The sequence below is a fragment of the Candidatus Arsenophonus phytopathogenicus genome (genome assembly GCF_056113345.1).
Map to the genome: position 1 here is coordinate 17,228 of NZ_JBUIOB010000014.1, position 24,034 is coordinate 41,261.

Consider the following 24,034-nt stretch of genomic DNA (forward strand, 5'->3'; position numbering starts at 1 on the left):
TTCGACCAGAATTAAAATTATTAATAGGGGTTTGGGGCGCAGAGGAACATAGCTGCGACGATCACGCGTAGCGTGCTACGTTCTAAATCGATTTCCTCTCCTTTTTGCAATAAGGGATGGCTTTTGCTCCTCACTTTAAAAGCGATTCAATTTCCTAACCATGAACGAGAAAGCCCGAATTCTCTAGCAATAGTGGCCTGAGTAACACCGTCAATTATTCGTTTTTCGATATAAAAGCGATCATGTAAATTCAAATGTTTTCCCTTCATACAACAATATCTCTTATGCAGTCATTACAGTAAGTTTATCTATGTATGACCAAGGATTCACTTTGTTGCATTTCGTTTGGGAATTGGGGGAATAGTTGGATAAACAAGAATGTTTGCTTAAAGAGGTGAGAATTATCCTTGAGTCTACTGGGATTTATCACGAACAACTTTGCAATGAGCTTTATGATATCGGCCTTCATGTTTCCATCGTCAACCCTTACCGTATAAGAGAATTTGCAAAAGGGATAGGTATTTTAAAAAAAACGGATAAAGTCGATTCATTTGCTTTGGCTTGTTACGGTGAACTAAAGAAACCTTCTGCCTGGGTTGCACCATCGACGGAAATTAGGGAATTAAAATCCCTAATTAAACGTCGTGAAGCAATTTTGGCTGATTTATTACGCGAACAAAATCGGGAAGAGAAAACTTTAACGAGTTATACTTCCAAGGTGGTTATTAAATCCATTACGAAATCACTTGAAGCATTAAATAAACAATTACAGGACATTGAAGCTGAAATTTCCAAGCATATCAATAACCATACTGAGTTAAAAAAAGATATGGAATTACTGACATCAATCAAATCAATAGGTGCTCAGGTTGGAAGCCAGATGCTGATGGTATTAAGGAGCAATGACTTTACTAGCGCAGAACAGGTTGCTGCCTATTTGGGATTAGTGCCTGTAGAGCGTCGGTCGGGTACCTCCGTTAACGGTCGTGCTCATTTATCTAAAACGGGCTCTGCTCAAATTCGAGCTAAATTATATTTCTCAGCTTTGACAGCAATACGCTATAACCCTCATATTAAAGCGCTATATGAACGTTTAGTTGCTAGGAGCTGTCGTCACAAGATGTAAGTCTATGATATGATTTTAAAATGAAAGAACGAAGCAGCTACGCTGCAAATCGATAATCGGTAAGGTCGGAGATTAAACCTCAACATTGACTATTTTTTGGTCTCTTAGGCAAATTTTTGATTGAAATTGCATATTGATATTCAATTCACCCTCAGAAGTCGATTTTAAGCCGCCTGGAACACTCTCTACGGCATTTTCTCTATTTCACCCAAAATTGTACCGCTAAAAATTTTTAGAGGCTTAGCGTCGCTTCTGGTAATATTTTGTGTTTTACATTTGAAATGAGGCTCATCCTTCTAATTTCGTTAATTGAGTTAATGCCCTGATGAAAAAAGATTTCCAACCCAGACCCTTAAAGTCGCTTTTTGAGCGGAATAAGGCCTGGGCGGAGATAATGCAAACCACAAAACTGAGAGAAATTGAAATCGAAGTGGTCACAAAAATGTTCCCTGATAAAACGTATCGCCGGTCTGGATATGGGACTGAGCCATTATGCTATCAAATCAGACGGTAGCAAGGTGAGTAATCCTCGTCACCTTATCAACGCCAGCCGTAATTTGCGGTGCAAACAAAAAGCGCTGTCGCGCAAGCAAAAAGGGAGTGCCAATCGTCGTAAATGCCGCCTACAGCTTGCAGCAGTTCACGAGCGGATAACCAACGCCCGTGCTGATTTTCAACACAAATTCTCTCGTGCAATTGTTGACGAAAACCAAGCGGTAATTGTCGAGACGTTAAAAACAGCGAACATGATGAAAAACCACAACCTCGCACGCGCTATCGGGGATGCGGGTTGGGCTGGATTCATTACCAAACTAGAATACAAAGCAGCAGAAAAAGGCGTTCATCTGGTGAAGCTTGACCAATGGTTTGCCAGCTCGAAAACTTGTCACTGCTGCGGACACAAAATGCCGGAAATGCCACTCCATAAGCGCATCTGGCAATGTCCTTGCTGTGGCGTTGAACATGACCGCGATATCAATGCGGCGCTCAACATCCGGCAAAAGGGTATATTGGAATTACAGGCGGCGGGACTCGTCGTTTCTGCCCATGGAGGCCAGCGTAAATCCGTCACACAGACGGTTGCGGCCTGAGAAGTGGGAAGCCTCGCTGTTTACGGCGGGGAGCAGTCACGGTTTGATTGTACGTTTGATAAAAGCTTCTTGCTAGGGTCTGTCAGATCATCGTCAATCCGGAGCAATTGTTAAAAAATTAATGTCATGTAGTGAAAAGATTGCTCATTCAATATAGCGCTTTCGTTTGTTATGATGCAATTTGTTATGTAAACAGTGAAAATATGAGATGAGTAAAAACCGCAGTTTGAAAAAGTTAAACATCAAACGTAAAGACAATGCTTTTGTAGCTAAACCGTTTTTGGTATTTGATATTAATAATCAGCATTCTTCACAATTTTTTGATACTTACGATGAAGCAGCCGATTACTGTATTGATAAGGGATTATCAACATTTCTGGAAGTCGGAGAGGTGAGTTACATTAATTCTAATGAGCTTTCCCTGTCTCCCGTTAATTTTTACTTTGTACCAAAGAATTCATCAACAATCTATGTGATTGATGTTGATTATTTTGAGGAAGTGAGCAAAGAGATTATGGCTGATAAGGTCTTTTTACCTTGTCCTTCAAACTCTCTTCATTGATATTTTTCTAAGTTAAAAGCGAACATTACAAGATGAATAAAAAATTCACCCCAACCCCACACGATGCTGTGTTTAAACAATTTCTAAGCGAAAAAGAGACGGCAAAAGACTTCTTTGATGTCTGGCTACCGGATGAGATTAAAGCACTATGCGACTTAGAGAGCCTAAAAGTGGAATCTAGCTCATTCATCGATGCGGAGATGAAAAATTACCAGAGTGATATTCTCTATTCAGTCAGTATCTCAAAGGGAAGCGGATATATCTATGTATTAATTGAGCACCAATCCACTCCTGATAAGCTCATTGCATGGCGATTAATGCGTTATAGCCTTGCAGCCATGCAGAAGCACCTAGAAGCCGGATATAAGCAATTACCGTTAGTTTTCCCAATGTTATTTTATTGTGGTGAACAGAGTCCTCACCCCTATAGCACTGATTGGCTTGATTGCTTTGAAGACAGGAAACTAGCAGAGCGTATTTATACCAATCCCTTTCGATTAGCTGATGTCACCACATTAGATGATGGTGAGATTATGCAGCACAAGCGAATGGCTTTGTTGACGCTTATCCAAAAGCACATTCGTCGACGCGATATGATGGAGCTTATGAATGAAATTGTCACGCTGTTGTCGTATAATTATTATACCGATAATCAGGTTATTACACTGTTTAACTATCTCATTCAGGAAGGTAATGCTAAAAAACCGATGGAATTTATCACCGAGATAGCCAAACAATCAGAGAAACACGAAGGAGCACTTATGACTATTGCTCAAGCATTAAGACAAGAAGGCAAACTGGAAGGTTACCAATTAGGCAAAAATGATGGCGTTCAAGAGGGTATGCAGAAGGGCGAAAAACAGGCTTCGATGAAGATAGCGCGCCAAATGCTAGAAAGTGGCATGGACAGGCAATCTGTGATGAAATTTACGGGTTTGACTGATGCCGAAATGAGCAACCTGTTTAAAGATTAAATCGATGACGGAACGCAAGAAATTAAGCCTTAATCGCCCTAGAAAGGCTTCACGGGAAGATCAGACCTCAAATACCTCTGTTTACGGTAAAAAGGTCTGGGTCAATGCTGCGCCCAAAAAACAGGCAAAAAAACCGAAACCCCAAAAGGTAGTAAAACAACAGCCCAAGAAGCTGGTTGAAAAACGTGACTGCTCCCCGCCGTAAACAGCGAGGCTTCCCACTTCTCAGGCCGCAACCGTCTGTGTGACGGATTTACGCTGGCCTCCATGGGCAGAAACGACGAGTCCCGCCGCCTGTAATTCCAATATACCCTTTTGCCGGATGTTGAGCGCCGCATTGATATCGCGGTCATGTTCAACGCCACAGCAAGGACATTGCCAGATGCGCTTATGGAGTGGCATTTCCGGCATTTTGTGTCCGCAGCAGTGACAAGTTTTCGAGCTGGCAAACCATTGGTCAAGCTTCACCAGATGAACGCCTTTTTCTGCTGCTTTGTATTCTAGTTTGGTAATGAATCCAGCCCAACCCGCATCCCCGATAGCGCGTGCGAGGTTGTGGTTTTTCATCATGTTCGCTGTTTTTAACGTCTCGACAATTACCGCTTGGTTTTCGTCAACAATTGCACGAGAGAATTTGTGTTGAAAATCAGCACGGGCGTTGGTTATCCGCTCGTGAACTGCTGCAAGCTGTAGGCGGCATTTACGACGATTGGCACTCCCTTTTTGCTTGCGCGACAGCGCTTTTTGTTTGCACCGCAAATTACGGCTGGCGTTGATAAGGTGACGAGGATTACTCACCTTGCTACCGTCTGATTTGATAGCATAATGGCTCAGTCCCATATCCAGACCGGCGATACGTTTTATCAGGGAAGGTTTTTCTGGCGCTTGTGTGCCGTCATCACAGAGTACCGAGGCATAATATTTCCCCGTAGCCGAACGCGTGATCGTAATGCTTTTAACTTTCCCGTTAATTTCACGATGAATGCAGGCTTTTATTGGTGACAACTTGGGTATTTTGATTGCTCCATTCTGCAACCTCACCCCAACACAATGATAACTAGACTGCTTGCCGTGCTTGCGTTTAAAAGCAGGGAAATGCGCTTTCAGCTTCGGATTAAAAAAGTTAGAAAATGCAACATCGAGGTTAATAACCGCCTGCTGCAAGGCTATAGAATCATATTCTTTAAGCCATGCGTATTTACGGGATTTCTTCGCTACTGCCAGTAAAGGTTTCAGATCTTTACGGGGGCTTAAATTCACACTGTGGCGCTTGTAAGCCTGTTTTTTGATGTGCAGAGCCTTATTGTATGCAAAACGAACTGCACCGAACTGGGCATTGAGATAGTCAGCCTGTTCCGGTGTAGGGTAAATGCGTACTTTTGTGGCCCTTAACATAGTCAGCGCTCATTGATATAGTTATTTTATTTTAACAGGTTAAGTGGATATATCAATTGAGTAATCATCATGAAGCACTGGAGGGATTTCTCCGAAAACGGCACAGCGTCAGTAAATTGATTGTGCATCTGATTTTCACGACAAAGTACCGATGCAAGCTCTTCGACGGGCGCATGATAGAGCAACTACGGGAAGCCTTTGGTTCAGCTGCCGAAAAGCTGGAATGTCAAATTATTGGGATGGATGGCGAATCAGACCATGTACACCTTCTGGTCGCATACCCGCCAAAACTGCCGGTGAGTGTGATGGTGAACAATCTGAAGTCAGTATCATCACGGCTATTACGCCAGCAAAACACACATTTACGAATGCAAAGCAAAACGGGGTTGCTGTGGTCAAGATCTTACTTTGCCTGTAGTACGGGAGGGGCAACGATTGAAACACTCAGAGTCTATGTTCAAAGTCAGGCAACGCCTGACTGATCTTTAAAGCCCTTCGGGCTTTTCGCCTTATATCCCCGCCCGCATTGGGCGAGGGTTTACGGCGTTTTTCGCTAACTCTATTTGCGTAGTCTTCTGTCTCTAAGCTTTTTCCATATATCTACAAGTTTTTCATTATCTTCCTGAGTAAAACCAAGCTTGTCTAAGATTAGTGAACCTTGTTGTCGAATCACTTTCTCTATTTGACCATCTTTGATCAACTGGTTGAGTTCATCAACGTTGTGTTTTAAGCCTTCAATGATAGGGATATGTAATTTTTCTATCTCAGATGGAACAAGTTCAAGAACACCGCCACCGTAAAAGCGTCCTTCAAGTTCGGCTGTAATGACCGTTAAAGGGTTCAAAAAACTACATACCAAGTTTTCAGCACTCGTAACCGTTGAAGAAACTCTATATGCCGTATCAGTGGTGTATGCTCCAACTTTGTTATGAATTAAGCGTGGCGCATCGTGGCAACGCTTTAACATTCCAATCTCTGTGCTATAGACAAACGGGACTTTGAACCAAGGCTTACGTATACGGCACTTATAACGCTTGTGATACTCTTCGGCTTCACCTAACTCAATGTAACTTTTTACACTTTCAGAAAGGTCTTCATACTCTTCATCTATGTATAAGAAATTGGTCGGCAAACCTTGCTTCTGGTTTTCAATGTGCTGCTGTTCATCATAGATAATGCCAGGACAATGTTGACTTCTGCCAAACATAGGGTGAGCAAAACGCTCTAAGTTATATGCTTTAACTGATTCATTATCAACAAGAAAATACTTGTTAGCTCCAGTCACAATACCTACATCGACCTTAGCTATATCTTTAAATTTACGAACATCAGGGTGAGCAATTACCCTTTTAATTAGCTTAAGTTCGTCAATATCAAGTGTCGCTTTAGTCCATTTACCTTCAACTGTCTCACCATTAATTCCGACCGTATCATTAAACAGAACGTTTGGATCATCTTGAAGGAATTCAAACCCACTTACACTAACGATCCCGACACCTTGCGATGTTTCATCAAGATATTGTTTTTTTTCTGCTAGTATAATAACCGCACCTTGTAGAGTGTCTTCAAACCAAATTTCTTTAGGGTCGATGATGACAATCTTAGAGCAAACGTGACCTAAGTAGTTTCTCAATGACTGAGCGTGCATTACGTGAATAATCTCAGATGGTATGACAGCCCCCATTCTTCCACCTTGTTTAAGAAGGGCTAATGAAGATAGTAGGAACGGAACCCAAGCATTAGTGTGTTTTGTAAATTTTAGGGCGAGTTGTTCAAAGACCAATTGAGCTTGTTCTTGAAAGTTTTTCTCAAGGAATTGATAACGGATAAACGGAGGATTACCTAAAACTCCATCAAAAATCGGTCTACCTTTCTTGAGCTTATCATTCGCCCAAACAAGAAAATCGCCCTCTGTAACGCTTGCATTAACAAGGTTGTTCAATTTGCAACGTGCAAGCGCCTTAGAAGCCTCTTTATCGAACAATTCAAAGCAAGATAACTCGATGTTAGAATCACAATCATTATTAACCACAGCCTGAATAAACACACCATCGCCACAACTCGGTTCAAGTATGGCTGTTGGACTCTTGCTTAATACCCACTTTGTTACATAATCAGCTAAATTTTGTGGGGTGTAATAACCACCTCTAAGTTTTTGTGATGTTTGATCTACTTTAAACTTCATCGTCTACCTTCTAAAAGCTATGAATTAGCTCATATTTTTTTCTTTTATGTGTTTGTGTGCTTTATCTACGAACCAATCTTTTAGCGTAAATGAACTATGCCGATTAGTAACTTGGCATTAACCATTGCTTAATTGTCCATCTATTTTAAAGGTCGCCTAGATGGTATAATGAAAATATAAAATTCCCTGACACAGAATTATAAACACCCTCGCGGAATTCAATCTATTTAAGCGATACGCTTTTTTTTCACGATGCATCTAACATCCGGTAGGGAAACATAAGCGGAGCCGCCATTAGCGGCGGCATCCTTGCTCGGTTTCTGATGTCACCCAAGCAACAAGTTATTCTTGATTTCATCTAAACCTTTTTTTTCTTCTGGAATATCTTCTTTTTTTGTAGGGTTATCTGACTTTGAGATCAAAGCCAAAACGTTATGCAATTGTTCAAGATTAAAATTTTCATCTAATAGACAGGAGATCATATTGGGCAATCGATGATCAGCTAAATGCAAAGCCAAGCCTGATAAGAAACATTTCCTCAGAAAATCGCCTTTTTTGATTAACGGTTGATCAAGCATTTCATCGGCGAATTGGTCTTCTCTGAAGGAATCTGGATGAATATGTACAATGATTTTCTTTCTTTTATCACGCATTTAATCGTCCCCTAAAATCATATTAGCAATCGATTTGACTAAGGCAAATTGCGAATCAGGAACTTGATATATCTTGTTCTTTAAGTGTTTAAAATCTTTAACAATTTTATCTTTAATTAAAGATGAACCCCCGCCGATGAGATAAATTCGCTGAAACTCATTAAACGTTTTTAGCTTACCGGATACCAATACCGATAAATTATTTATCGCATCTTCAGTTTCTGATTTTATCCTGTCTAATTTTTGCTGCTCTCGATTGACCAGCGAACTTAAAAACGCATATTTTTTATAAAAAATATCTAACATTAAATTATTAGCAGAAGCGTAACTTAAGCCGATATTCGTCTCGGATTTAACTATTTTCTGTATTCTTTTAATAACGGAAGAAACACCTAATGACGGCTCAGCAATAACATGCGTTAATTGTCTGAATTTTCCTAAAACAACACCACAATCTAACGTTGTTCCGCCTAAATCTACAATAAGAGATGATTCATAATCATTAACGTCGTCATATTTAAACCTTTCGTGCAAAGCGGTTAAAGATTCAGGAGTGACTGCTCCCCGCCGTAAACAGCGAGGCTTCCCACTTCTCAGGCCGCAACCGTCTGTGTGACGGATTTACGCTGGCCTCCATGGGCAGAAACGACGAGTCCCGCCGCCTGTAATTCCAATATACCCTTTTGCCGGATGTTGAGCGCCGCATTGATATCGCGGTCATGTTCAACGCCACAGCAAGGACATTGCCAGATGCGCTTATGGAGTGGCATTTCCGGCATTTTGTGTCCGCAGCAGTGACAAGTTTTCGAGCTGGCAAACCATTGGTCAAGCTTCACCAGATGAACGCCTTTTTCTGCTGCTTTGTATTCTAGTTTGGTAATGAATCCAGCCCAACCCGCATCCCCGATAGCGCGTGCGAGGTTGTGGTTTTTCATCATGTTCGCTGTTTTTAACGTCTCGACAATTACCGCTTGGTTTTCGTCAACAATTGCACGAGAGAATTTGTGTTGAAAATCAGCACGGGCGTTGGTTATCCGCTCGTGAACTGCTGCAAGCTGTAGGCGGCATTTACGACGATTGGCACTCCCTTTTTGCTTGCGCGACAGCGCTTTTTGTTTGCACCGCAAATTACGGCTGGCGTTGATAAGGTGACGAGGATTACTCACCTTGCTACCGTCTGATTTGATAGCATAATGGCTCAGTCCCATATCCAGACCGGCGATACGTTTTATCAGGGAAGGTTTTTCTGGCGCTTGTGTGCCGTCATCACAGAGTACCGAGGCATAATATTTCCCCGTAGCCGAACGCGTGATCGTAATGCTTTTAACTTTCCCGTTAATTTCACGATGAATGCAGGCTTTTATTGGTGACAACTTGGGTATTTTGATTGCTCCATTCTGCAACCTCACCCCAACACAATGATAACTAGACTGCTTGCCGTGCTTGCGTTTAAAAGCAGGGAAATGCGCTTTCAGCTTCGGATTAAAAAAGTTAGAAAATGCAACATCGAGGTTAATAACCGCCTGCTGCAAGGCTATAGAATCATATTCTTTAAGCCATGCGTATTTACGGGATTTCTTCGCTACTGCCAGTAAAGGTTTCAGATCTTTACGGGGGCTTAAATTCACACTGTGGCGCTTGTAAGCCTGTTTTTTGATGTGCAGAGCCTTATTGTATGCAAAACGAACTGCACCGAACTGGGCATTGAGATAGTCAGCCTGTTCCGGTGTAGGGTAAATGCGTACTTTTGTGGCCCTTAACATAGTCAGCGCTCATTGATATAGTTATTTTATTTTAACAGGTTAAGTGGATATATCAATTGAGTAATCATCATGAAGCACTGGAGGGATTTCTCCGAAAACGGCACAGCGTCAGTAAATTGATTGTGCATCTGATTTTCACGACAAAGTACCGATGCAAGCTCTTCGACGGGCGCATGATAGAGCAACTACGGGAAGCCTTTGGTTCAGCTGCCGAAAAGCTGGAATGTCAAATTATTGGGATGGATGGCGAATCAGACCATGTACACCTTCTGGTCGCATACCCGCCAAAACTGCCGGTGAGTGTGATGGTGAACAATCTGAAGTCAGTATCATCACGGCTATTACGCCAGCAAAACACACATTTACGAATGCAAAGCAAAACGGGGTTGCTGTGGTCAAGATCTTACTTTGCCTGTAGTACGGGAGGGGCAACGATTGAAACACTCAGAGTCTATGTTCAAAGTCAGGCAACGCCTGACTGATCTTTAAAGCCCTTCGGGCTTTTCGCCTTATATCCCCGCCCGCATTGGGCGAGGGTTTACGGCGTTTTTCGCTAATATTACTGAAATATAATAATAGCCATACCCCCTAAAATAGAGGGTATAATTGATGATGATTTTTTGTTTATTTCGACGATTTCTTCAAAATGCAATTTTTCAAACAAAATAAAACTAACCGTACCTGAAAAATTGAAAGTAATTGATTCAATGAATAAATCCCCATCCTTTTTTTTATATCGTCAAGAGTTTCTTTAACAACGGAATAGGATACCGAACGCAACATTCCAATCTCTTTTTTAGTAATGCCCATGGAGTAAAGCATTCCAGTTTCAAACTGTGCCTGAGTTAATTCAGGAAACACATCTATAAAATCAGAAAGCTGATTCAAATCAAATTCTCTCATGCCCTCCCCCCAACTCTATTGAAAATTAGTGCACGCTGACGAAGGGTTAAGTTGCGTGAGGTTCGAGCGAAGAACTCGATTATTTGTTTCGGTGCTTCACAGACAAGCATGCGGAAGGTAGACTTTTTCATAGTCCGACTCCTACTATCCTAGGTTGTTGGATTAGCTGGCTGTTGGGATCTCAACTCCTTTCAGTCAGCGACTATTGTGTTAAACTCTTTTTGTCGTTATCTCCCTACCTTCTTCTGAATATCTTATTTTCAATTCAAAAGCGGCTCTTTGTTCTATGATGGCTTTCCATTCTCCTCTAGCAAAAAATTTAGGATTAACTGAATATTCATTCCCTCCCTCACTAAAAACAAACTCTTTTTTTACAAGAAGAGCCAACCTATTTCTTAAGGTTCCGTCTTTAATATCTAATTGTTCTCTCATTAATTTTCTGTATCTTGTTGAAAGAGTGATATATCCATCGTAATCAAGTTTACGAAGCATCAAAAATAACACATTTTTCAATGATTCAGGGATGCTTATAAGTGAGCATATATCATCTATATACATTTTCACATATGGTGGTTCTACTGAATAACGAGATAGTGTCGTTTTTGATTCAGATATGACTTCTCCGGTACTTAAATCCAAAGTTTCTCGTTTATGTTCGTAGTATGCTGTTTTTATCTTTTTTTGTTTTTGCATAAACTATGTCCAATATATGTCACGTTTTATATAGTGACATTCTACACATCTAAGTGCACCCTGTCAATGAAGTACATTTGAACTCAAAATTAAATTACAAATGTCACTTTTAAAAATAACAAACGTACCTTCATGAAGGTACGTTTATACCGCCATAGCGTGATAAGACCAGGAGAATTCCCTTATGTTATCTAGCTTCGGTTATCTATTATCTTTAAAGGTAAAGTGTGTCAGGGTCGCTTTGACAGAACAGTGGATATTCCGCTTCCTCGCTTTGGCTGTTCGTTCCTCGTCGCTCAGCTCCTGCGGTACGCCTCAGCCAAAGACTGCGGCGAGCGGTGAAAGTTAAATAAAATCATTTAATTTATCTTGTCTTAAAACGCCATAATTTGTCAGTCCCAACTTTTATGCCTATTCTTGGTGTGGTCATATATTCTGGTCTGGCCGTGGAATCGTAAACACAAAAATTATGCGATTGTGTTAAATCAATCTGGTTATTATTTTTAGTGATAGTTAATTGTTTGCAGAGTTTACCCGGCCCATTTAAAGAAAGAACTGTGGGTTTATATAAATCGATTCCCCGAATTAAAACTGCCGCTGGAAATCCTTCACGTTCGGTCACAATATTCAGGCAATGGTACATGCCGTAAATAAGATAAACATAGGAAAACCCGGCATCACTAAACATGACCGCGGTTCGTGGCGTACAGCCTCGCGCGGCATGGCAGGCTGGATCATCCTGCCCTATATAGGCTTCCACTTCGTTGATAACGCCATAATAGTCAGCAAACTTTAAAACTTTTCCCAGCAAATCCTTTGCCACACAAAGCGTATCACGTTCATAAAATGAGCGAGGTAAAATAGTATTACTCGACACAGATTAATCCATCAGCGCATTAATTTCAGCATCAGACAGCCCCGTTGACATCTTGACAATCGCCCGATCAACACCGTTAGCTAAAAGCTGGCGAGCTATAGTTCTGGCGGATTCTTGCCTACCTTTTTCTATACCTTTTGCTATACCTTTTGCTATGCCACGCTCTTCGCCTAGATGAATACCCTCTTCACGCCCTTTCAATATACCTTTTTCTATACCTTGTTTTTCGCCCTCTTGCCGTAACTGCTCTGCAATGGTCATCACCACCTCCCGATAATCAGTTGCTCTTTCCGCAATCTGGTGCAAAAATTGCTTTGCATCAGAAGTATTTCCCTCGTTCTACAATATAACATATTAATCCTCGAAATAGCTCAGGCTGCAATACCCACTTATTGAGCAAGGACGCTATCTCATGACTTAACTCTAGCATATCGCGGGTGCGGATATGCTTCATCACCAGTTCCATCAGGGCAACATGTCGATGTGTGACAATCTCCTCGTCCGGGATGGCCGTCACGTCAACCAGAGGAAACGCCTGCATATAAACCGACTTTGCCAGTTCCGGATCAGCAAAACAATCCAGACAATGGGTACTGTAGGGATACGGCGAAGTTTTACCTTGATAAAACAGCATCGGTATCACCACTGGCAAGGTGTCGTTGCCCTGCTCAAGGTGCCGCTGCATGGCAGCAACCGCATACCTTAAAAGCCTAAATGCCATCAGTTTTTCAGGTCGGCTCTGATGTTCGACAACACAATAGACATAACTATCATGACCAGCGATGGTCTTCATCGAATAGAGCATATCCGAGCACTGACTACGTAGGTCTGCCTCAATAAAGCTGCCGGACTCCATCGCCAGCGTACTAAAATCACACAATTGGCGAAGTTTTTCCGGTAAATGAATTTGTAAAAAATCCCTTGCGATGGTGATATCACCAAGGAATTTTTTAAATAAACTGTCATGATGGGAAAGTCTCTTTTTCATCAATGCAGTATACCCTTGAGAGATAAGCCTCGCCATCCTCTCACATCAAAATTTGATGCCGCCAATTTTTATCCCCTTCTTAAGCTGTTCTTTCAGGTCTAACATTGCCGCCTTCGACTGCTTAAAGACCGCCATGCTACGCTTATGTTTCATTAACTGCTCAGGTGAGTCCAGCTTGATTTCTTTCGGAAATGGTTTCGGTTTAATCCCCATCTGCCCCTGATTTTCAATGCGCCAGTTGTTCCTATGGGTCTCCGTCCAGCCAACCTGTTTCCCCTGACGATCCAGTTTAGGCACTTTAACCGCCGTAGCCCCCTCTTTTTTAAAGCTGATCACACTGCCGGGCTTAATCTGTTCACGCTCTATTTCCTCCGCCAGATTCACACCCCAATAGGTTACTTCGGTTTTATTTTTTAACGTGCGTAACGTGATATAGTTTTGGTCACCATTTTTAGGATTAAATCGATAGCTGGCACGACCAAATTTTACCACCTCATACAAACCACGTTGCCGATCATGTTCTCGCTTCAATTCACTCTTAAGGCCAAACTGATACTTATGGGTACAGGTCACGTTGTATCCCATTTTTTGCAATTGCCCGGCGAAATTTTCCCGCAACTCACGTAAATCCTGTTTTCGGATGTTGATCCGTTTTCCGTAATTATCAGGTATACGCAATAATACGTGGACATGATGACTATCAGTATCTTTGTGATAAGCCATGACAAAGCGATTATACGGGTATTTTTCTTTTAACGTGGTTTCCACCGATTTAAACGCATCGGCTTCACTAACACCGGCAACAGTGGGCGCAGAAAAAACCATATTATGAACCAGCTTCGGCGCACTTTCATCCTTGTATACCAGTTTATCTTCCCTGTCTGTCATAAACGAATAGGATTCTTTACGCTCTTCTCTTTCTTTAAGAAAATACTCTTTTCCATCACTATCACGCAGTGTCAACTCACCTTCACGGGCAATATAGTTAATTTCGTTTTTAACCCCGCGTGGTGTGCGACCGCTTCCTGCATCGTGTATTTTTATGGTGGTTTTGTGCTCTGTTTTTGAAGTGCTATTTCTCTATTTCTTGTCGCTTCTTTAGGATGAATTCGGGGTGTTCTCCAGCGAGTAATTGTAATAACATATACTCACTATTGGTGATCTTTCTATGCTGAATACTATTTTTAGGCAACTCTTTACGTTGCCAATAATTCAATGATATTCCGAATAGCTTAGATACATAATCATCATAGACGATTTTTTTTCGACATAAATTTTTCCTTTAAGCTGTATTAATAAATTAAAGAAACGACTTTTCCAAAATATTTGATAGTCATTTAAGTATATATAATTGTATATACTTTATCTTTTGACACGAATCTTTTTTTTATCTATAATGTATATATTTAAGTATATACAATAATGTTGGATTTTATATGAAAAACCCTTTTATTATTAGCTTTGCCAACAGTAAAGGTGGGGTAGGTAAGACAACTAGTTGTATAGCTATTGGCTGTTGTCTAGCACAACAAGGGTATAAAACATTACTTATTGATTTAGATCATCAAGGAAATCTTAGTGATGATTTAGGCAGGGGAGATGAAGATTATACAATTACAGATCTTTTTGAAAATCCTAAATTTGATATTAATAAAATAATATACTCAGCTCTTGATTCAACTGATGAAGTAAAAAACTTATCAATTATTCCAGCGGATATAACATTAGCTGTTGAAGCTAGAAGTGCTGAAAGATTCAGGCATAGGTTAACTATTTTAGAAGATGCACTCAAACGTTTAAATACTAAATTTGATTTTATTCTGTTTGATTTGCGCCCTGCAATTGATTTAAGCATAGAAAATGCTCTTTTAATTACAGATTTAATTGTTATTCCTGTTGATATGGATCGAAGAGCTATTAAGGGCATTAATGATTTGCTCCAAGTAGCAAAAGAAGTAAAACGTCAAGAAAATATTGTATATACTCTTGTAAAGACAAAAGTAAACAAATCTCATTCTAAAATGCAAAAAGCTATAAATGAGTATGTCAAAAAATCAGGCTATCATGTAGCTACAACAGAAATAAGGGTTAGTGAGCTTTATAAGCAAGCTACAGAAAACCGTAGACCCTCTCCTCTTTATGCTTTTAATGAAAGACCGCATGAAGATTATTTATCATTGATGCATGAACTTATTAAAAGAGTTGAGGAGATTTCTTAAGTGAGTCGAAGTGATAGAATAACAAAAGGTGTAACGCGAGTTGTAGAAAAGAGAAATATTACAACTGGTAAGCAAATGAATTTACGTATGACTAATTTAGATGAAGATGCACTTTCTATTATGATCGATAAAATACAAGAAATTGTGCCACAAAAAAATATATCAAAGTCACGAGTTTTACGTGCTGTTGGTTATTTAAATTATGATATGAATTTAGTTAAAAAATTAGCGAAATCAGTTATTAATAACACATAATGTATATACTCTTATATATTCATTTTTATATACTTAAGTAAGCGGTACTTGAAGGGACGGTAATCCCAACAAGCACCTGATCCAACAACCTAAGTCAGTAGGAGTCGGACTATGAAAAAGTCTACCTTCCGCGTGCTTGTCTGTGAAGCGCCGAATAACACAATTAAGCAGTTTGTTGAAAAATCCCGCAACTTAACCCTTTGTCAGCGTGCCCGAATTCTCAAGAGAGTTGGGGCATCAGAATGAAAAATCAGCGTACGTAACTACCAGCTGTAAGTAACATAAAATTAACATAATGAAATGGCCAAATCGAAAGTCGCCCTCTCTGATAAATGGCGTTATAATCTTTTTTATTGTTCTTTTTCTAACTAAAGAAAAACTTCTATGAAAAAAACACTTTTTTTATCCGTAACACTTGCCACTATGGTTTACCCTTCATGTATTTTTGCCAACACTTCTTTGGGTCGAGATAAAGATGATGACGGAAATACCACATTATCAATTCACTTCAGCAATAAAGAAGCCAAAGAAATTTATAAACATCTGGAATATGCTCAAGGATTGGGGGGATATGTTGTATCTGATAACGGAATGGGAAAGAGCTACCTGTCCAGCCCAGCGATGACCTGCACGAAAAGTAATCCAGATATGTTAGGCCGAAAACTAAATGATGATTCACCGGATTTGTACACTTGTGATCTCACCATTGGGACTAATGGCCTAAAACAAAATCCTTAGATCATATTTCCCCGAGTCATTCAGTCTTAATGACTCGGGGCCGTTGAAAAACTTTGATGACCACGCTCAGGGTAACAAGCGCTGCTGATTAATCCGGCTATCGATAACCCATTTCCCGTTACGCAAAGCAAGCTGAAAGATTGACATTTCTGCCTGAACAGCATCATCCCATAAATCAGATAGTTCACTAAGCCTCACAATTAAGGCTTCTCTAGCACCTATTAAGTCACAACCCTCATTTGAGAGTGTCCCAATTTTCAATATTAAACATCTTATCGTATGGGAGATGAAAAAAATAACTACTACCGATATTCCCGCCTTTGCCCTTTATTCCTTCTAAAATATTTTGTGTAAGAGTGTTTTTGCTTGAAAATCCTGTAAGAGTAAGTAATTTTTGGAAGCCTTTTTGCTGAGTGGCTTTTATGAATAAAGGAGGTTGATAGGAATGTGATGCATAATAAAGTGTTTTAGGATACCAGTATATTTCTGATTTTATAAAGCTGAACATTGTTATAACCAAATCAGCTTGGATTATATCATTAAATGGTATATCAGTTCTATTTGAATATATTTTTAATAAGGAGATAACCGATGGTAGATGTTGAGTAACGTACTGAGAATCATAATAAAACTGGGATATACTTGAAAAAGTATTGTTAGGGTATGAATCTTCTTTGCGTACTGGATAGCTAGATGTGATTATTTTATTCGCAGTTGTGTAATTCTCCGTTTTTATTAGGATTGCTATAAAGTACAATATACATTCATAAGCAAATGCCCTATGTGCATAAAACCAATCATCATTGAATGAACTGAGCTCTTCAGGCCTTGAACTGAGTTCTAGTAATTTTTCAAGAATTAATGTTAAATTTTGTAAAATATCTTCATTTTTTAATTGTGATTCTAATAGACACCAATCAACTAAGTAATTTCTAGCGATTACAAGTTGTTTAAAATCTTCAATTATTTTTATGGAAAAATCACCATTTTTAGGTTTGCTTCTAATTCTTAAAGAATCAATAAAGGAAAAACAAGCCTCAAAAAAATCAGTTCGGCATAAAGGAACTGTTTTTTTATCTTCTAACAAAGCGTGCTTAAAAGATTTAAATTTAGAATCCATCTCATATGTGTTAAGGGCCTCGTTTATATCAAGATAGGAGGGCCTTTTGCCTACAATTGGTTGTACATACTCTGGTTTATCATGAAGAATTCTAAGTAATTTTTCCCAATTATCATTTTCTTTTTCAGGAGAAGAAAAATCTATATAAATTCTGTTTTTAAGGAATGTTGGCGCATATGCTTCGTTATTTTCATCTAACTCATAGATTATAGGAATAAATTTTTGCTGTGAGTGTTTAGAATATATCTCTTGTGAAATTATTTCGGATTCTGCCCCAACTCCAGATTGACGTTTATTTGCCTTTTCAAGGTATAACTTGTCACAAATTATAAGAACATGGCTTAATGTGGGATCATTTTCTATTTGTTCCATATAATAGAATTTATCATTTCCCACTTTAAGGTGATAGATATCAGCAACTATGTCAACACCATCGGCAGCAAGTCTGCGCGCAAATCTATCTATTTTGTCCTTCTTTTCCTGTCCATTCCAGCAGTAAGATATAAAAACTTTAGGTGTTTTTTCTTTTTTTTCCATATTTTTCGGTTCAGGGTTTCTATGGGGTTTTTTATTATATTACATTCATACTTTTGATGAAAAAATATTCTTAATTATGTGATTTTTTTAATTGATCCACCCCGAGTGCTGCGCATAAAATCACAAAAAATATTATCCTGCTAGCCTTTGTGGTATCAAAAAATAAAAGAATGATCTTCCTGACTATGAAATCTTTTTAGATATTTCAAATGATAAAGTAACTTTCAAAAATCGCAATCAAAATACTCCACAAGCTGAATCATCTCGTAGGCGTGAGAACGGAAAACGAGAAGTTTATAAAATAAAAAAAACTTTACTAAAAAAATAAGCTCTTTACTATAGCTTAATAGCTTAATTAGCGAAAAACGCCGTAAACCCTCGCCCAATGCGGGCGGGGATATAAGGCGAAAAGCCCGAAGGGCTTTAAAGATCAGTCAGGCGTTGCCTGACTTTGAACATAGACTCTGAGTGTTTCAATCGTTGCCCCTCCCGTACTACAGGCAAAGTAAGATCTTGACCACAGCAACCCCGTTTTGCTTTGCATTCGTAAATGTGTGTTTTGCTGGCGTAATAGCCGTGATGATACTGACTTCAGATTGTTCACCATCACACTCACCGGCAGTTTTGGCGGGTATGCGACCAGAAGGTGTACATGGTCTGATTCGCCATCCATCCCAATAATTTGACATTCCAGCTTTTCGGCAGCTGAACCAAAGGCTTCCCGTAGTTGCTCTATCATGCGCCCGTCGAAGAGCTTGCATCGGTACTTTGTCGTGAAAATCAGATGCACAATCAATTTACTGACGCTGTGCCGTTTTCGGAGAAATCCCTCCAGTGCTTCATGATGATTACTCAATTGATATATCCACTTAACCTGTTAAAATAAAATAACTATATCAATGAGCGCTGACTATGTTAAGGGCCACAAAAGTACGCATTTACCCTACACCGGAACAGGCTGACTATCTCAATGCCCAGTTCGGTGCAGTTCGTTTTGCATACAATAAGGCTCTGCACATCAAAAAACAGGCTTACAAGCGCCACAGTGTGAATTTAAGCCCCCGTAAAGATCTGAAACCTTTACTGGCAGTAGCGAAGAAATCCCGTAAATACGCATGGCTTAAAGAATATGATTCTATAGCCTTGCAGCAGGCGGTTATTAACCTCGATGTTGCATTTTCTAACTTTTTTAATCCGAAGCTGAAAGCGCATTTCCCTGCTTTTAAACGCAAGCACGGCAAGCAGTCTAGTTATCATTGTGTTGGGGTGAGGTTGCAGAATGGAGCAATCAAAATACCCAAGTTGTCACCAATAAAAGCCTGCATTCATCGTGAAATTAACGGGAAAGTTAAAAGCATTACGATCACGCGTTCGGCTACGGGGAAATATTATGCCTCGGTACTCTGTGATGACGGCACACAAGCGCCAGAAAAACCTTCCCTGATAAAACGTATCGCCGGTCTGGATATGGGACTGAGCCATTATGCTATCAAATCAGACGGTAGCAAGGTGAGTAATCCTCGTCACCTTATCAACGCCAGCCGTAATTTGCGGTGCAAACAAAAAGCGCTGTCGCGCAAGCAAAAAGGGAGTGCCAATCGTCGTAAATGCCGCCTACAGCTTGCAGCAGTTCACGAGCGGATAACCAACGCCCGTGCTGATTTTCAACACAAATTCTCTCGTGCAATTGTTGACGAAAACCAAGCGGTAATTGTCGAGACGTTAAAAACAGCGAACATGATGAAAAACCACAACCTCGCACGCGCTATCGGGGATGCGGGTTGGGCTGGATTCATTACCAAACTAGAATACAAAGCAGCAGAAAAAGGCGTTCATCTGGTGAAGCTTGACCAATGGTTTGCCAGCTCGAAAACTTGTCACTGCTGCGGACACAAAATGCCGGAAATGCCACTCCATAAGCGCATCTGGCAATGTCCTTGCTGTGGCGTTGAACATGACCGCGATATCAATGCGGCGCTCAACATCCGGCAAAAGGGTATATTGGAATTACAGGCGGCGGGACTCGTCGTTTCTGCCCATGGAGGCCAGCGTAAATCCGTCACACAGACGGTTGCGGCCTGAGAAGTGGGAAGCCTCGCTGTTTACGGCGGGGAGCAGTCACGCCGGAAGTATCTGAAGGAATATCTTCAAAAGAATTAAATGGATATTTTGTCATGTATTTACTGTTTAGTTCTTCATCCATGCTTGAAAACCAAGTGACATCCGGCATAAATTCTTTTTCTCTTTCTCTTATTTCTTTTATTTTGTCACCAAATAAATCATCTAAACTTATATTTGTTTTCAAAGCAATATTCCTTATTAGGTTAATAGCCTATTTTAAATAATCTTATTTTTGTTAGTGATTAGTAACAATAAATATTGTTATCAAAAAACTATTGTCGATAAAAAAATATTTCTTTATAGATTACATGATAACAGAAGTATTTTATAAAGTATGAGAAAATAAAAAACTTTATAAATTTTATTATAAAATTAATTTACATAAAATACGGAATATTACAACTTCAATAAGTAAAATCCCGTAAAATAATATTTATTTATGTTTAAAGAAATGACTGATTTTATAATCAACTTCCTTTATTTTATTATTTACCGCCTCATAACCAAATTGATTTATAGTATTACTATCAATCTCCTTTGGATTTTTAAACGATAATTCAAATATTGATTCAATTTGTAATTTTGATTTAAGAACAGCATCTGCAATTAAAGCTAACTTTTCATCAAATGTGACATCTTGATCACTACTCTGCTCATTTTTCTTCTTTAAAACCCTCGCCCCTATTTTTAACATTTCTAATGCTACGGCGGTTCGATTTGCTGTTGATTTGTTCTCTCCATCCTGTAATTTTTTTTCTATCATTTCATCAATAAATTCCAAAACAGAGAAAGGCACTCTTAATGTCATCGGATAATTTTTTTGACTTTCCATTTTATACCTTACAATTTATTTCATTTATTTACATTTAAAAAACAATTTATAGCTTGCTTACCAGAAAGTTTTAAATTTTTTTGCTAAAATTCCGTATAAATTACCTTATAATTGTAATTATAAAATTGCTTAAAAGAAAGTTATAACTTTCTTTTTTTTATTTATGTTTAATATCAATAGATTAAAATAATAATTTTTAGCTTTCTAATGAGAAAGTTAAAACTTGCTTATAAGTTTCTTTTTGAAATCTGTTTTTAGATTAAAAATAATTTATATTAAATATAACTTACTGAAATATAAATATAAAATTAGGAAAAATTTATTTTGCGTGTGGTGTGTAGATTAGTGGTAGAAAAAGCGGATTGAGGGAGGTAAAATTGAAAATGATAATTGGAATATCTTTAAAAAATTCTTTGGCTTTATAGGGGCGACAATATGCCGAATTGTTCTTACTTTTGAATAAAGAGCGACGTGATGAAAATTAAAAATTTACTGTGGCTATTTTGTCTTGTTATCTCAAAATTATCGATTGCCGATTGCTTTGATAAAGCAGGAAGTTATTATCAAATTGACCCCGATTATTTAAGAGCCATTGCCTGGCAAGAATCCAATTTTAATCCTAAAGCAAAAAACAAAAATAAAGATGGCTCGTTAGATTTGGGGGTGATGCAAATTAATAGCAAAACCTTTAACGCCATTAAAAAAGAATACCCTATATTATCTGTAAATGACTTAATCAATCATCCTTGTTTAAACATTCATATTGGGGCAATGATTTTAACTCGTAACTTTGCTAGCTACGGAAAAAATTGGCTAGCCGTAGGGATGTATAACGCGGGAATGAAAAATACCAATACATCAATTAAAAATCGTTACCACTATGCCAAAAAAATTCATCAACATTATCAGAAAATAAAAGCGGGAAAAATGAATGAGAATAAAATTTACGGGTCGCTAGAATAAACAAAGTCTTAAGAATACAATTTATTAACAAATCACCAAATAAATCATAACAGAGTTCCACTTCATACCAGCGAGAATCATTTTCCCAACGCCAAATCAGCATGAGCAACAGGAGACTTATGGTTTGATTTATTTCGCCTTGCCAAACGTTGCAGATTATCGTCAACATCAGCTTGAGTGACCTCGCCGACTATCTGACCGTCTTTGTCATAACGACTAGCCCGTGACTGGATAAGTGCGCGATAATGAGCATGATAACCAATACTGCGTAAATAGGCTCTCAAACGCCTTCTGGCTATAGGGAAACCCTTTTCTTTCACTTCTTGCCACATATCTTGTTGTATACCAATTTTCATGGGGCACAACTTGCCATCGGGAAAAAGATAAGGCCAATACGCGCTGATTTGAGAGATAGCCTCATCTAACGGCAATCGCTTCTTAGGTGGGGTCGGTGGTTTAGAAATTTTAACCTTCACTTCCTGTTTAGTTTTTTCAACCAGCTTCTTGGGCTGCTGTTTTGCTAGCTTTAGCTTTTGGGGTTTCGTTTCTTTCACCTGTTTTTTGGGCGCAGGATTTACCCATACCTTTTTAGCGTAAACAGGGGTACTTGAGGTCTGTTCTTCTTGTGAAGCCTTTCTAGGGCGATTGAGGCTTAATTTTTGGCGTTCTGTCATCGTTTTAATCTTTAAACAGGTTGCTCATATCGGCATCATTCAAACCCGTAAATTTCATCACAGATTGCCTGTCCATACCACTTTCTAGCATTTGGCGCGCTATTTTCATGGAAGCCTGTTTTTCGCCTTCAAGTTTCCCTTGTTGAATACCTTGTTGCATACCTTGTTGCATACCTTGTTGCATACCTTGTTGTATACCTTCTTCTCGTATACCTTGTGCAATATTCATCAATGCCCCCTCGTGTTTCTCTGTCTGTCTGGCTATCTCTTTGATTAACTTTGCTGGCTGCTCTGCATTCCCTTCCTGAATGAGATAGTTAAACATCGTGATAACTTGATTATCGGTATAATAATTATACGACAACAGCGTGACAATTTCATTCATAAGCTCTGTCATATCGCGCCGGCGAATGTGTTTTTGTATCAATTCAAGTAAAGCTATTCGCTTATGCTTCATAATATCACCATCATCTAATGTGGTGACATCAACCCGCTTAAACGGTTTGGTGTAGATTTTTTCGGCAATATCTCTGCCATTAAAGCAATCCAGCCAGTCAGTACTATACGAATGCGGACTTTTCTCACCACAATAGAACAGGATAGGAAAAACCAGCGGCAACTCTTTGTGTCCAGCCTCTAAATGCTTTTGCATAGCAGCCATACAATAACGCATAAGTCGCCATGCCATCAGTTTATCGGGCGTTGATTGGTGCTCAATCAGCAGATAGACATAACCCTGCCCTTGTTGGGTGTTGACAGAATAGAGAATATCACTCTGGTAGTTTTTCATTTCACTATCGACAAATGAGCCTGACTCCACTTTGAGGCTATCTAAATCACACAGCGTCTTAATCTCATCCGGTAGCCAGATATCAAAGAAGTCTTTAGCCGTCTCTTTCTCGCTTAAAAACTGTTTAAACACAGCATCGTGTGGTGTTGGGGTGAATTTTTTACTCATTTTTCAATCCAGCTTTAGTTTAAAACGCGCCCCTACTTGCTCAGGGGCATATTTCAATGACTCGGACTAAACCGGGATTTCTTCCGTTCTTCAAGCACCGCGCCCACCTCTTTTGCTTTTTTCTCAGCCTCAAAAAAGCCAAGCACTATTTCACCGTCTGGAAATCGCCAAGCGTCGCCTGTGCCGTTTGCTAGCCTTGCCATCCATACTTCACTATCTTTTTTGTCTGGCATTAACCGCTTTTTGGTCGCTTTAATTTTTTCACGGAGTTGTGTTTTCTCGTCCTCAGACAACTCGGCGGACAATAGGGTACAATGCTCGACGATTTCAGCAAGGCTTTTTTCGTCTGTCGCATCGTCGAGACCGATTAATGCAGCTTCCAATTTTGGATTGGTTGCTGGTTGTGT

General features: G+C 39.4%; 30 protein-coding genes and 2 pseudogenes. 12 read left to right on the top strand and 20 right to left on the bottom strand.

What is annotated here, in order from left to right:
• Window positions 1–146 precede the first annotated feature (146 nt).
• Complete coding sequence (locus tag AC01GB_RS02120; RefSeq protein ID WP_474450077.1) at window positions 147–269, bottom strand: hypothetical protein; 123 nt, start codon at window positions 267–269, stop codon at window positions 147–149.
• Window positions 270–364: 95 nt separating this feature from the next.
• Here AC01GB_RS02120 and AC01GB_RS02125 point away from each other — a divergent pair, with 95 nt between their 5' ends.
• The 5 genes and pseudogenes from AC01GB_RS02125 (at window position 365) to AC01GB_RS02145 (ending at window position 3,958) form a co-directional block, all read left to right on the top strand.
• Window positions 365–1,126: a transposase gene (locus tag AC01GB_RS02125; RefSeq protein ID WP_474450078.1), complete on the top strand. Its 762-nt coding sequence runs from the start codon at window positions 365–367 to the stop codon at window positions 1,124–1,126.
• A 458-nt stretch (window positions 1,127–1,584) separates the two neighbouring features.
• Window positions 1,585–2,217, top strand: a pseudogene (locus tag AC01GB_RS02130) (RNA-guided endonuclease InsQ/TnpB family protein); the annotation flags it as partial.
• 208 nt (window positions 2,218–2,425) lie between these two features.
• Window positions 2,426–2,779, top strand: coding sequence for a hypothetical protein (locus tag AC01GB_RS02135; protein ID WP_474450080.1), 354 nt, complete (start codon window positions 2,426–2,428; stop codon window positions 2,777–2,779).
• Between the two features lie 32 nt (window positions 2,780–2,811).
• Window positions 2,812–3,753: an Rpn family recombination-promoting nuclease/putative transposase gene (locus tag AC01GB_RS02140; protein ID WP_474450081.1), complete on the top strand. Its 942-nt coding sequence runs from the start codon at window positions 2,812–2,814 to the stop codon at window positions 3,751–3,753.
• A gap of 4 nt (window positions 3,754–3,757) precedes the next feature.
• Window positions 3,758–3,958: a hypothetical protein gene (locus tag AC01GB_RS02145; protein ID WP_474450082.1), complete on the top strand. Its 201-nt coding sequence runs from the start codon at window positions 3,758–3,760 to the stop codon at window positions 3,956–3,958.
• A gap of 20 nt (window positions 3,959–3,978) precedes the next feature.
• Here the strand turns inward: AC01GB_RS02145 and AC01GB_RS02150 are convergent, their stop codons facing one another.
• Window positions 3,979–5,148 carry an RNA-guided endonuclease InsQ/TnpB family protein gene (locus tag AC01GB_RS02150; RefSeq protein ID WP_474450084.1) on the bottom strand — a complete coding sequence of 390 codons (1,170 nt, stop codon included), beginning with the start codon at window positions 5,146–5,148 and terminating at the stop codon, window positions 3,979–3,981.
• 56 nt (window positions 5,149–5,204) lie between these two features.
• Between AC01GB_RS02150 and tnpA (AC01GB_RS02155) the strand changes: the two genes are divergently transcribed.
• Complete coding sequence (gene tnpA / locus AC01GB_RS02155; protein WP_474450066.1) at window positions 5,205–5,630, top strand: IS200/IS605 family transposase; 426 nt, start codon at window positions 5,205–5,207, stop codon at window positions 5,628–5,630.
• A gap of 77 nt (window positions 5,631–5,707) precedes the next feature.
• Here tnpA (AC01GB_RS02155) and AC01GB_RS02160 read toward each other — a convergent pair whose 3' ends face one another.
• From AC01GB_RS02160 to AC01GB_RS02175, 4 genes are all read right to left on the bottom strand, one after another.
• Complete coding sequence (locus AC01GB_RS02160; protein ID WP_474450085.1) at window positions 5,708–7,333, bottom strand: N-6 DNA methylase; 1,626 nt, start codon at window positions 7,331–7,333, stop codon at window positions 5,708–5,710.
• Window positions 7,334–7,659: 326 nt separating this feature from the next.
• Window positions 7,660–7,986, bottom strand: coding sequence for a plasmid partitioning/stability family protein (locus tag AC01GB_RS02165; protein ID WP_474450087.1), 327 nt, complete (start codon window positions 7,984–7,986; stop codon window positions 7,660–7,662).
• Window positions 7,987–8,520, bottom strand: coding sequence for a hypothetical protein (locus AC01GB_RS02170; protein ID WP_474450089.1), 534 nt, complete (start codon window positions 8,518–8,520; stop codon window positions 7,987–7,989).
• Between the two features lie 59 nt (window positions 8,521–8,579).
• The gene (locus AC01GB_RS02175) at window positions 8,580–9,749 is read right to left on the bottom strand and encodes an RNA-guided endonuclease InsQ/TnpB family protein (protein ID WP_474450084.1); all 1,170 of its coding nucleotides are present in this window, start codon (window positions 9,747–9,749) and stop codon (window positions 8,580–8,582) included.
• A 56-nt stretch (window positions 9,750–9,805) separates the two neighbouring features.
• On the opposite strand from AC01GB_RS02175, the gene tnpA (AC01GB_RS02180) reads away from it, so the two are divergent.
• The gene (gene tnpA / locus AC01GB_RS02180) at window positions 9,806–10,231 is read left to right on the top strand and encodes an IS200/IS605 family transposase (RefSeq protein WP_474450066.1); all 426 of its coding nucleotides are present in this window, start codon (window positions 9,806–9,808) and stop codon (window positions 10,229–10,231) included.
• Window positions 10,232–10,373: 142 nt separating this feature from the next.
• On the opposite strand, the gene AC01GB_RS02185 is transcribed toward tnpA (AC01GB_RS02180), so the two are convergent.
• From AC01GB_RS02185 to AC01GB_RS02210, 6 genes and pseudogenes are all read right to left on the bottom strand, one after another.
• A complete protein-coding gene (locus tag AC01GB_RS02185) occupies window positions 10,374–10,652 on the bottom strand; it encodes a helix-turn-helix transcriptional regulator (protein ID WP_474450091.1) in 279 nt (92 codons plus the stop codon).
• 210 nt (window positions 10,653–10,862) lie between these two features.
• Window positions 10,863–11,345 (bottom strand): replication/maintenance protein RepL, encoded by a 483-nt coding sequence (locus tag AC01GB_RS02190; protein ID WP_474450092.1) that lies wholly within the window; start codon window positions 11,343–11,345, stop codon window positions 10,863–10,865.
• 364 nt (window positions 11,346–11,709) lie between these two features.
• Window positions 11,710–12,222, bottom strand: coding sequence for a DNA-3-methyladenine glycosylase (locus AC01GB_RS02195; protein WP_474450094.1), 513 nt, complete (start codon window positions 12,220–12,222; stop codon window positions 11,710–11,712).
• Window positions 12,223–12,225: 3 nt separating this feature from the next.
• Window positions 12,226–13,210 (bottom strand): annotated as a pseudogene (locus AC01GB_RS02200) (Rpn family recombination-promoting nuclease/putative transposase).
• Window positions 13,211–13,255: 45 nt separating this feature from the next.
• Window positions 13,256–14,254, bottom strand: coding sequence for a MobP1 family relaxase (gene mobP1, locus AC01GB_RS02205; RefSeq protein ID WP_474450112.1), 999 nt, complete (start codon window positions 14,252–14,254; stop codon window positions 13,256–13,258).
• A gap of 28 nt (window positions 14,255–14,282) precedes the next feature.
• Complete coding sequence (locus AC01GB_RS02210) at window positions 14,283–14,426, bottom strand: hypothetical protein (protein WP_474450096.1); 144 nt, start codon at window positions 14,424–14,426, stop codon at window positions 14,283–14,285.
• 220 nt (window positions 14,427–14,646) lie between these two features.
• Between AC01GB_RS02210 and AC01GB_RS02215 the strand changes: the two genes are divergently transcribed.
• From AC01GB_RS02215 to AC01GB_RS02225, 3 genes are all read left to right on the top strand, one after another.
• The gene (locus tag AC01GB_RS02215; RefSeq protein ID WP_474450097.1) at window positions 14,647–15,429 is read left to right on the top strand and encodes a ParA family protein; all 783 of its coding nucleotides are present in this window, start codon (window positions 14,647–14,649) and stop codon (window positions 15,427–15,429) included.
• The gene (locus AC01GB_RS02220; protein ID WP_280632085.1) at window positions 15,430–15,684 is read left to right on the top strand and encodes a hypothetical protein; all 255 of its coding nucleotides are present in this window, start codon (window positions 15,430–15,432) and stop codon (window positions 15,682–15,684) included.
• Window positions 15,685–16,068: 384 nt separating this feature from the next.
• Complete coding sequence (locus AC01GB_RS02225) at window positions 16,069–16,422, top strand: hypothetical protein (protein ID WP_474449978.1); 354 nt, start codon at window positions 16,069–16,071, stop codon at window positions 16,420–16,422.
• A 66-nt stretch (window positions 16,423–16,488) separates the two neighbouring features.
• Here AC01GB_RS02225 and AC01GB_RS02230 read toward each other — a convergent pair whose 3' ends face one another.
• The 3 genes from AC01GB_RS02230 to tnpA (AC01GB_RS02240) all read right to left on the bottom strand — a co-directional run bounded on the left by AC01GB_RS02230 (window position 16,489) and on the right by tnpA (AC01GB_RS02240) (window position 18,935).
• Window positions 16,489–16,683: a hypothetical protein gene (locus AC01GB_RS02230; RefSeq protein WP_474450099.1), complete on the bottom strand. Its 195-nt coding sequence runs from the start codon at window positions 16,681–16,683 to the stop codon at window positions 16,489–16,491.
• The gene (locus AC01GB_RS02235) at window positions 16,658–18,079 is read right to left on the bottom strand and encodes a toll/interleukin-1 receptor domain-containing protein (protein ID WP_474450101.1); all 1,422 of its coding nucleotides are present in this window, start codon (window positions 18,077–18,079) and stop codon (window positions 16,658–16,660) included. The genes AC01GB_RS02230 and AC01GB_RS02235 overlap by 26 nt, the downstream gene beginning before the upstream one ends.
• Window positions 18,080–18,509: 430 nt before the next feature.
• Window positions 18,510–18,935, bottom strand: coding sequence for an IS200/IS605 family transposase (tnpA, locus tag AC01GB_RS02240; RefSeq protein ID WP_474450066.1), 426 nt, complete (start codon window positions 18,933–18,935; stop codon window positions 18,510–18,512).
• Window positions 18,936–18,991: 56 nt separating this feature from the next.
• On the opposite strand from tnpA (AC01GB_RS02240), the gene AC01GB_RS02245 reads away from it, so the two are divergent.
• Window positions 18,992–20,161, top strand: a complete 1,170-nt coding sequence (locus tag AC01GB_RS02245; RefSeq protein ID WP_474450084.1) for an RNA-guided endonuclease InsQ/TnpB family protein — start codon at window positions 18,992–18,994, stop codon at window positions 20,159–20,161.
• On the opposite strand, the gene AC01GB_RS02250 is transcribed toward AC01GB_RS02245, so the two are convergent.
• Complete coding sequence (locus AC01GB_RS02250; protein WP_474450102.1) at window positions 20,139–20,384, bottom strand: hypothetical protein; 246 nt, start codon at window positions 20,382–20,384, stop codon at window positions 20,139–20,141. The genes AC01GB_RS02245 and AC01GB_RS02250 overlap by 23 nt on opposite strands.
• Before the next feature lie 249 nt (window positions 20,385–20,633).
• Window positions 20,634–21,032, bottom strand: a complete 399-nt coding sequence (locus AC01GB_RS02255) for a relaxosome protein TraM (protein ID WP_474450103.1) — start codon at window positions 21,030–21,032, stop codon at window positions 20,634–20,636.
• Window positions 21,033–21,506: 474 nt separating this feature from the next.
• Here AC01GB_RS02255 and AC01GB_RS02260 point away from each other — a divergent pair, with 474 nt between their 5' ends.
• Window positions 21,507–21,995, top strand: coding sequence for a lytic transglycosylase domain-containing protein (locus tag AC01GB_RS02260; RefSeq protein ID WP_474450104.1), 489 nt, complete (start codon window positions 21,507–21,509; stop codon window positions 21,993–21,995).
• Between the two features lie 77 nt (window positions 21,996–22,072).
• Here AC01GB_RS02260 and AC01GB_RS02265 read toward each other — a convergent pair whose 3' ends face one another.
• The 3 genes from AC01GB_RS02265 to AC01GB_RS02275 form a co-directional block, all read right to left on the bottom strand.
• Window positions 22,073–22,669 (bottom strand): ProQ/FINO family protein, encoded by a 597-nt coding sequence (locus tag AC01GB_RS02265; RefSeq protein WP_474450106.1) that lies wholly within the window; start codon window positions 22,667–22,669, stop codon window positions 22,073–22,075.
• A gap of 4 nt (window positions 22,670–22,673) precedes the next feature.
• Window positions 22,674–23,627 carry an Rpn family recombination-promoting nuclease/putative transposase gene (locus AC01GB_RS02270; protein ID WP_474450108.1) on the bottom strand — a complete coding sequence of 318 codons (954 nt, stop codon included), beginning with the start codon at window positions 23,625–23,627 and terminating at the stop codon, window positions 22,674–22,676.
• Window positions 23,628–23,680: 53 nt separating this feature from the next.
• Window positions 23,681–24,034: hypothetical protein (locus AC01GB_RS02275; protein ID WP_474450109.1), on the bottom strand; the 354-nt coding region annotated here is incomplete at its 5' end.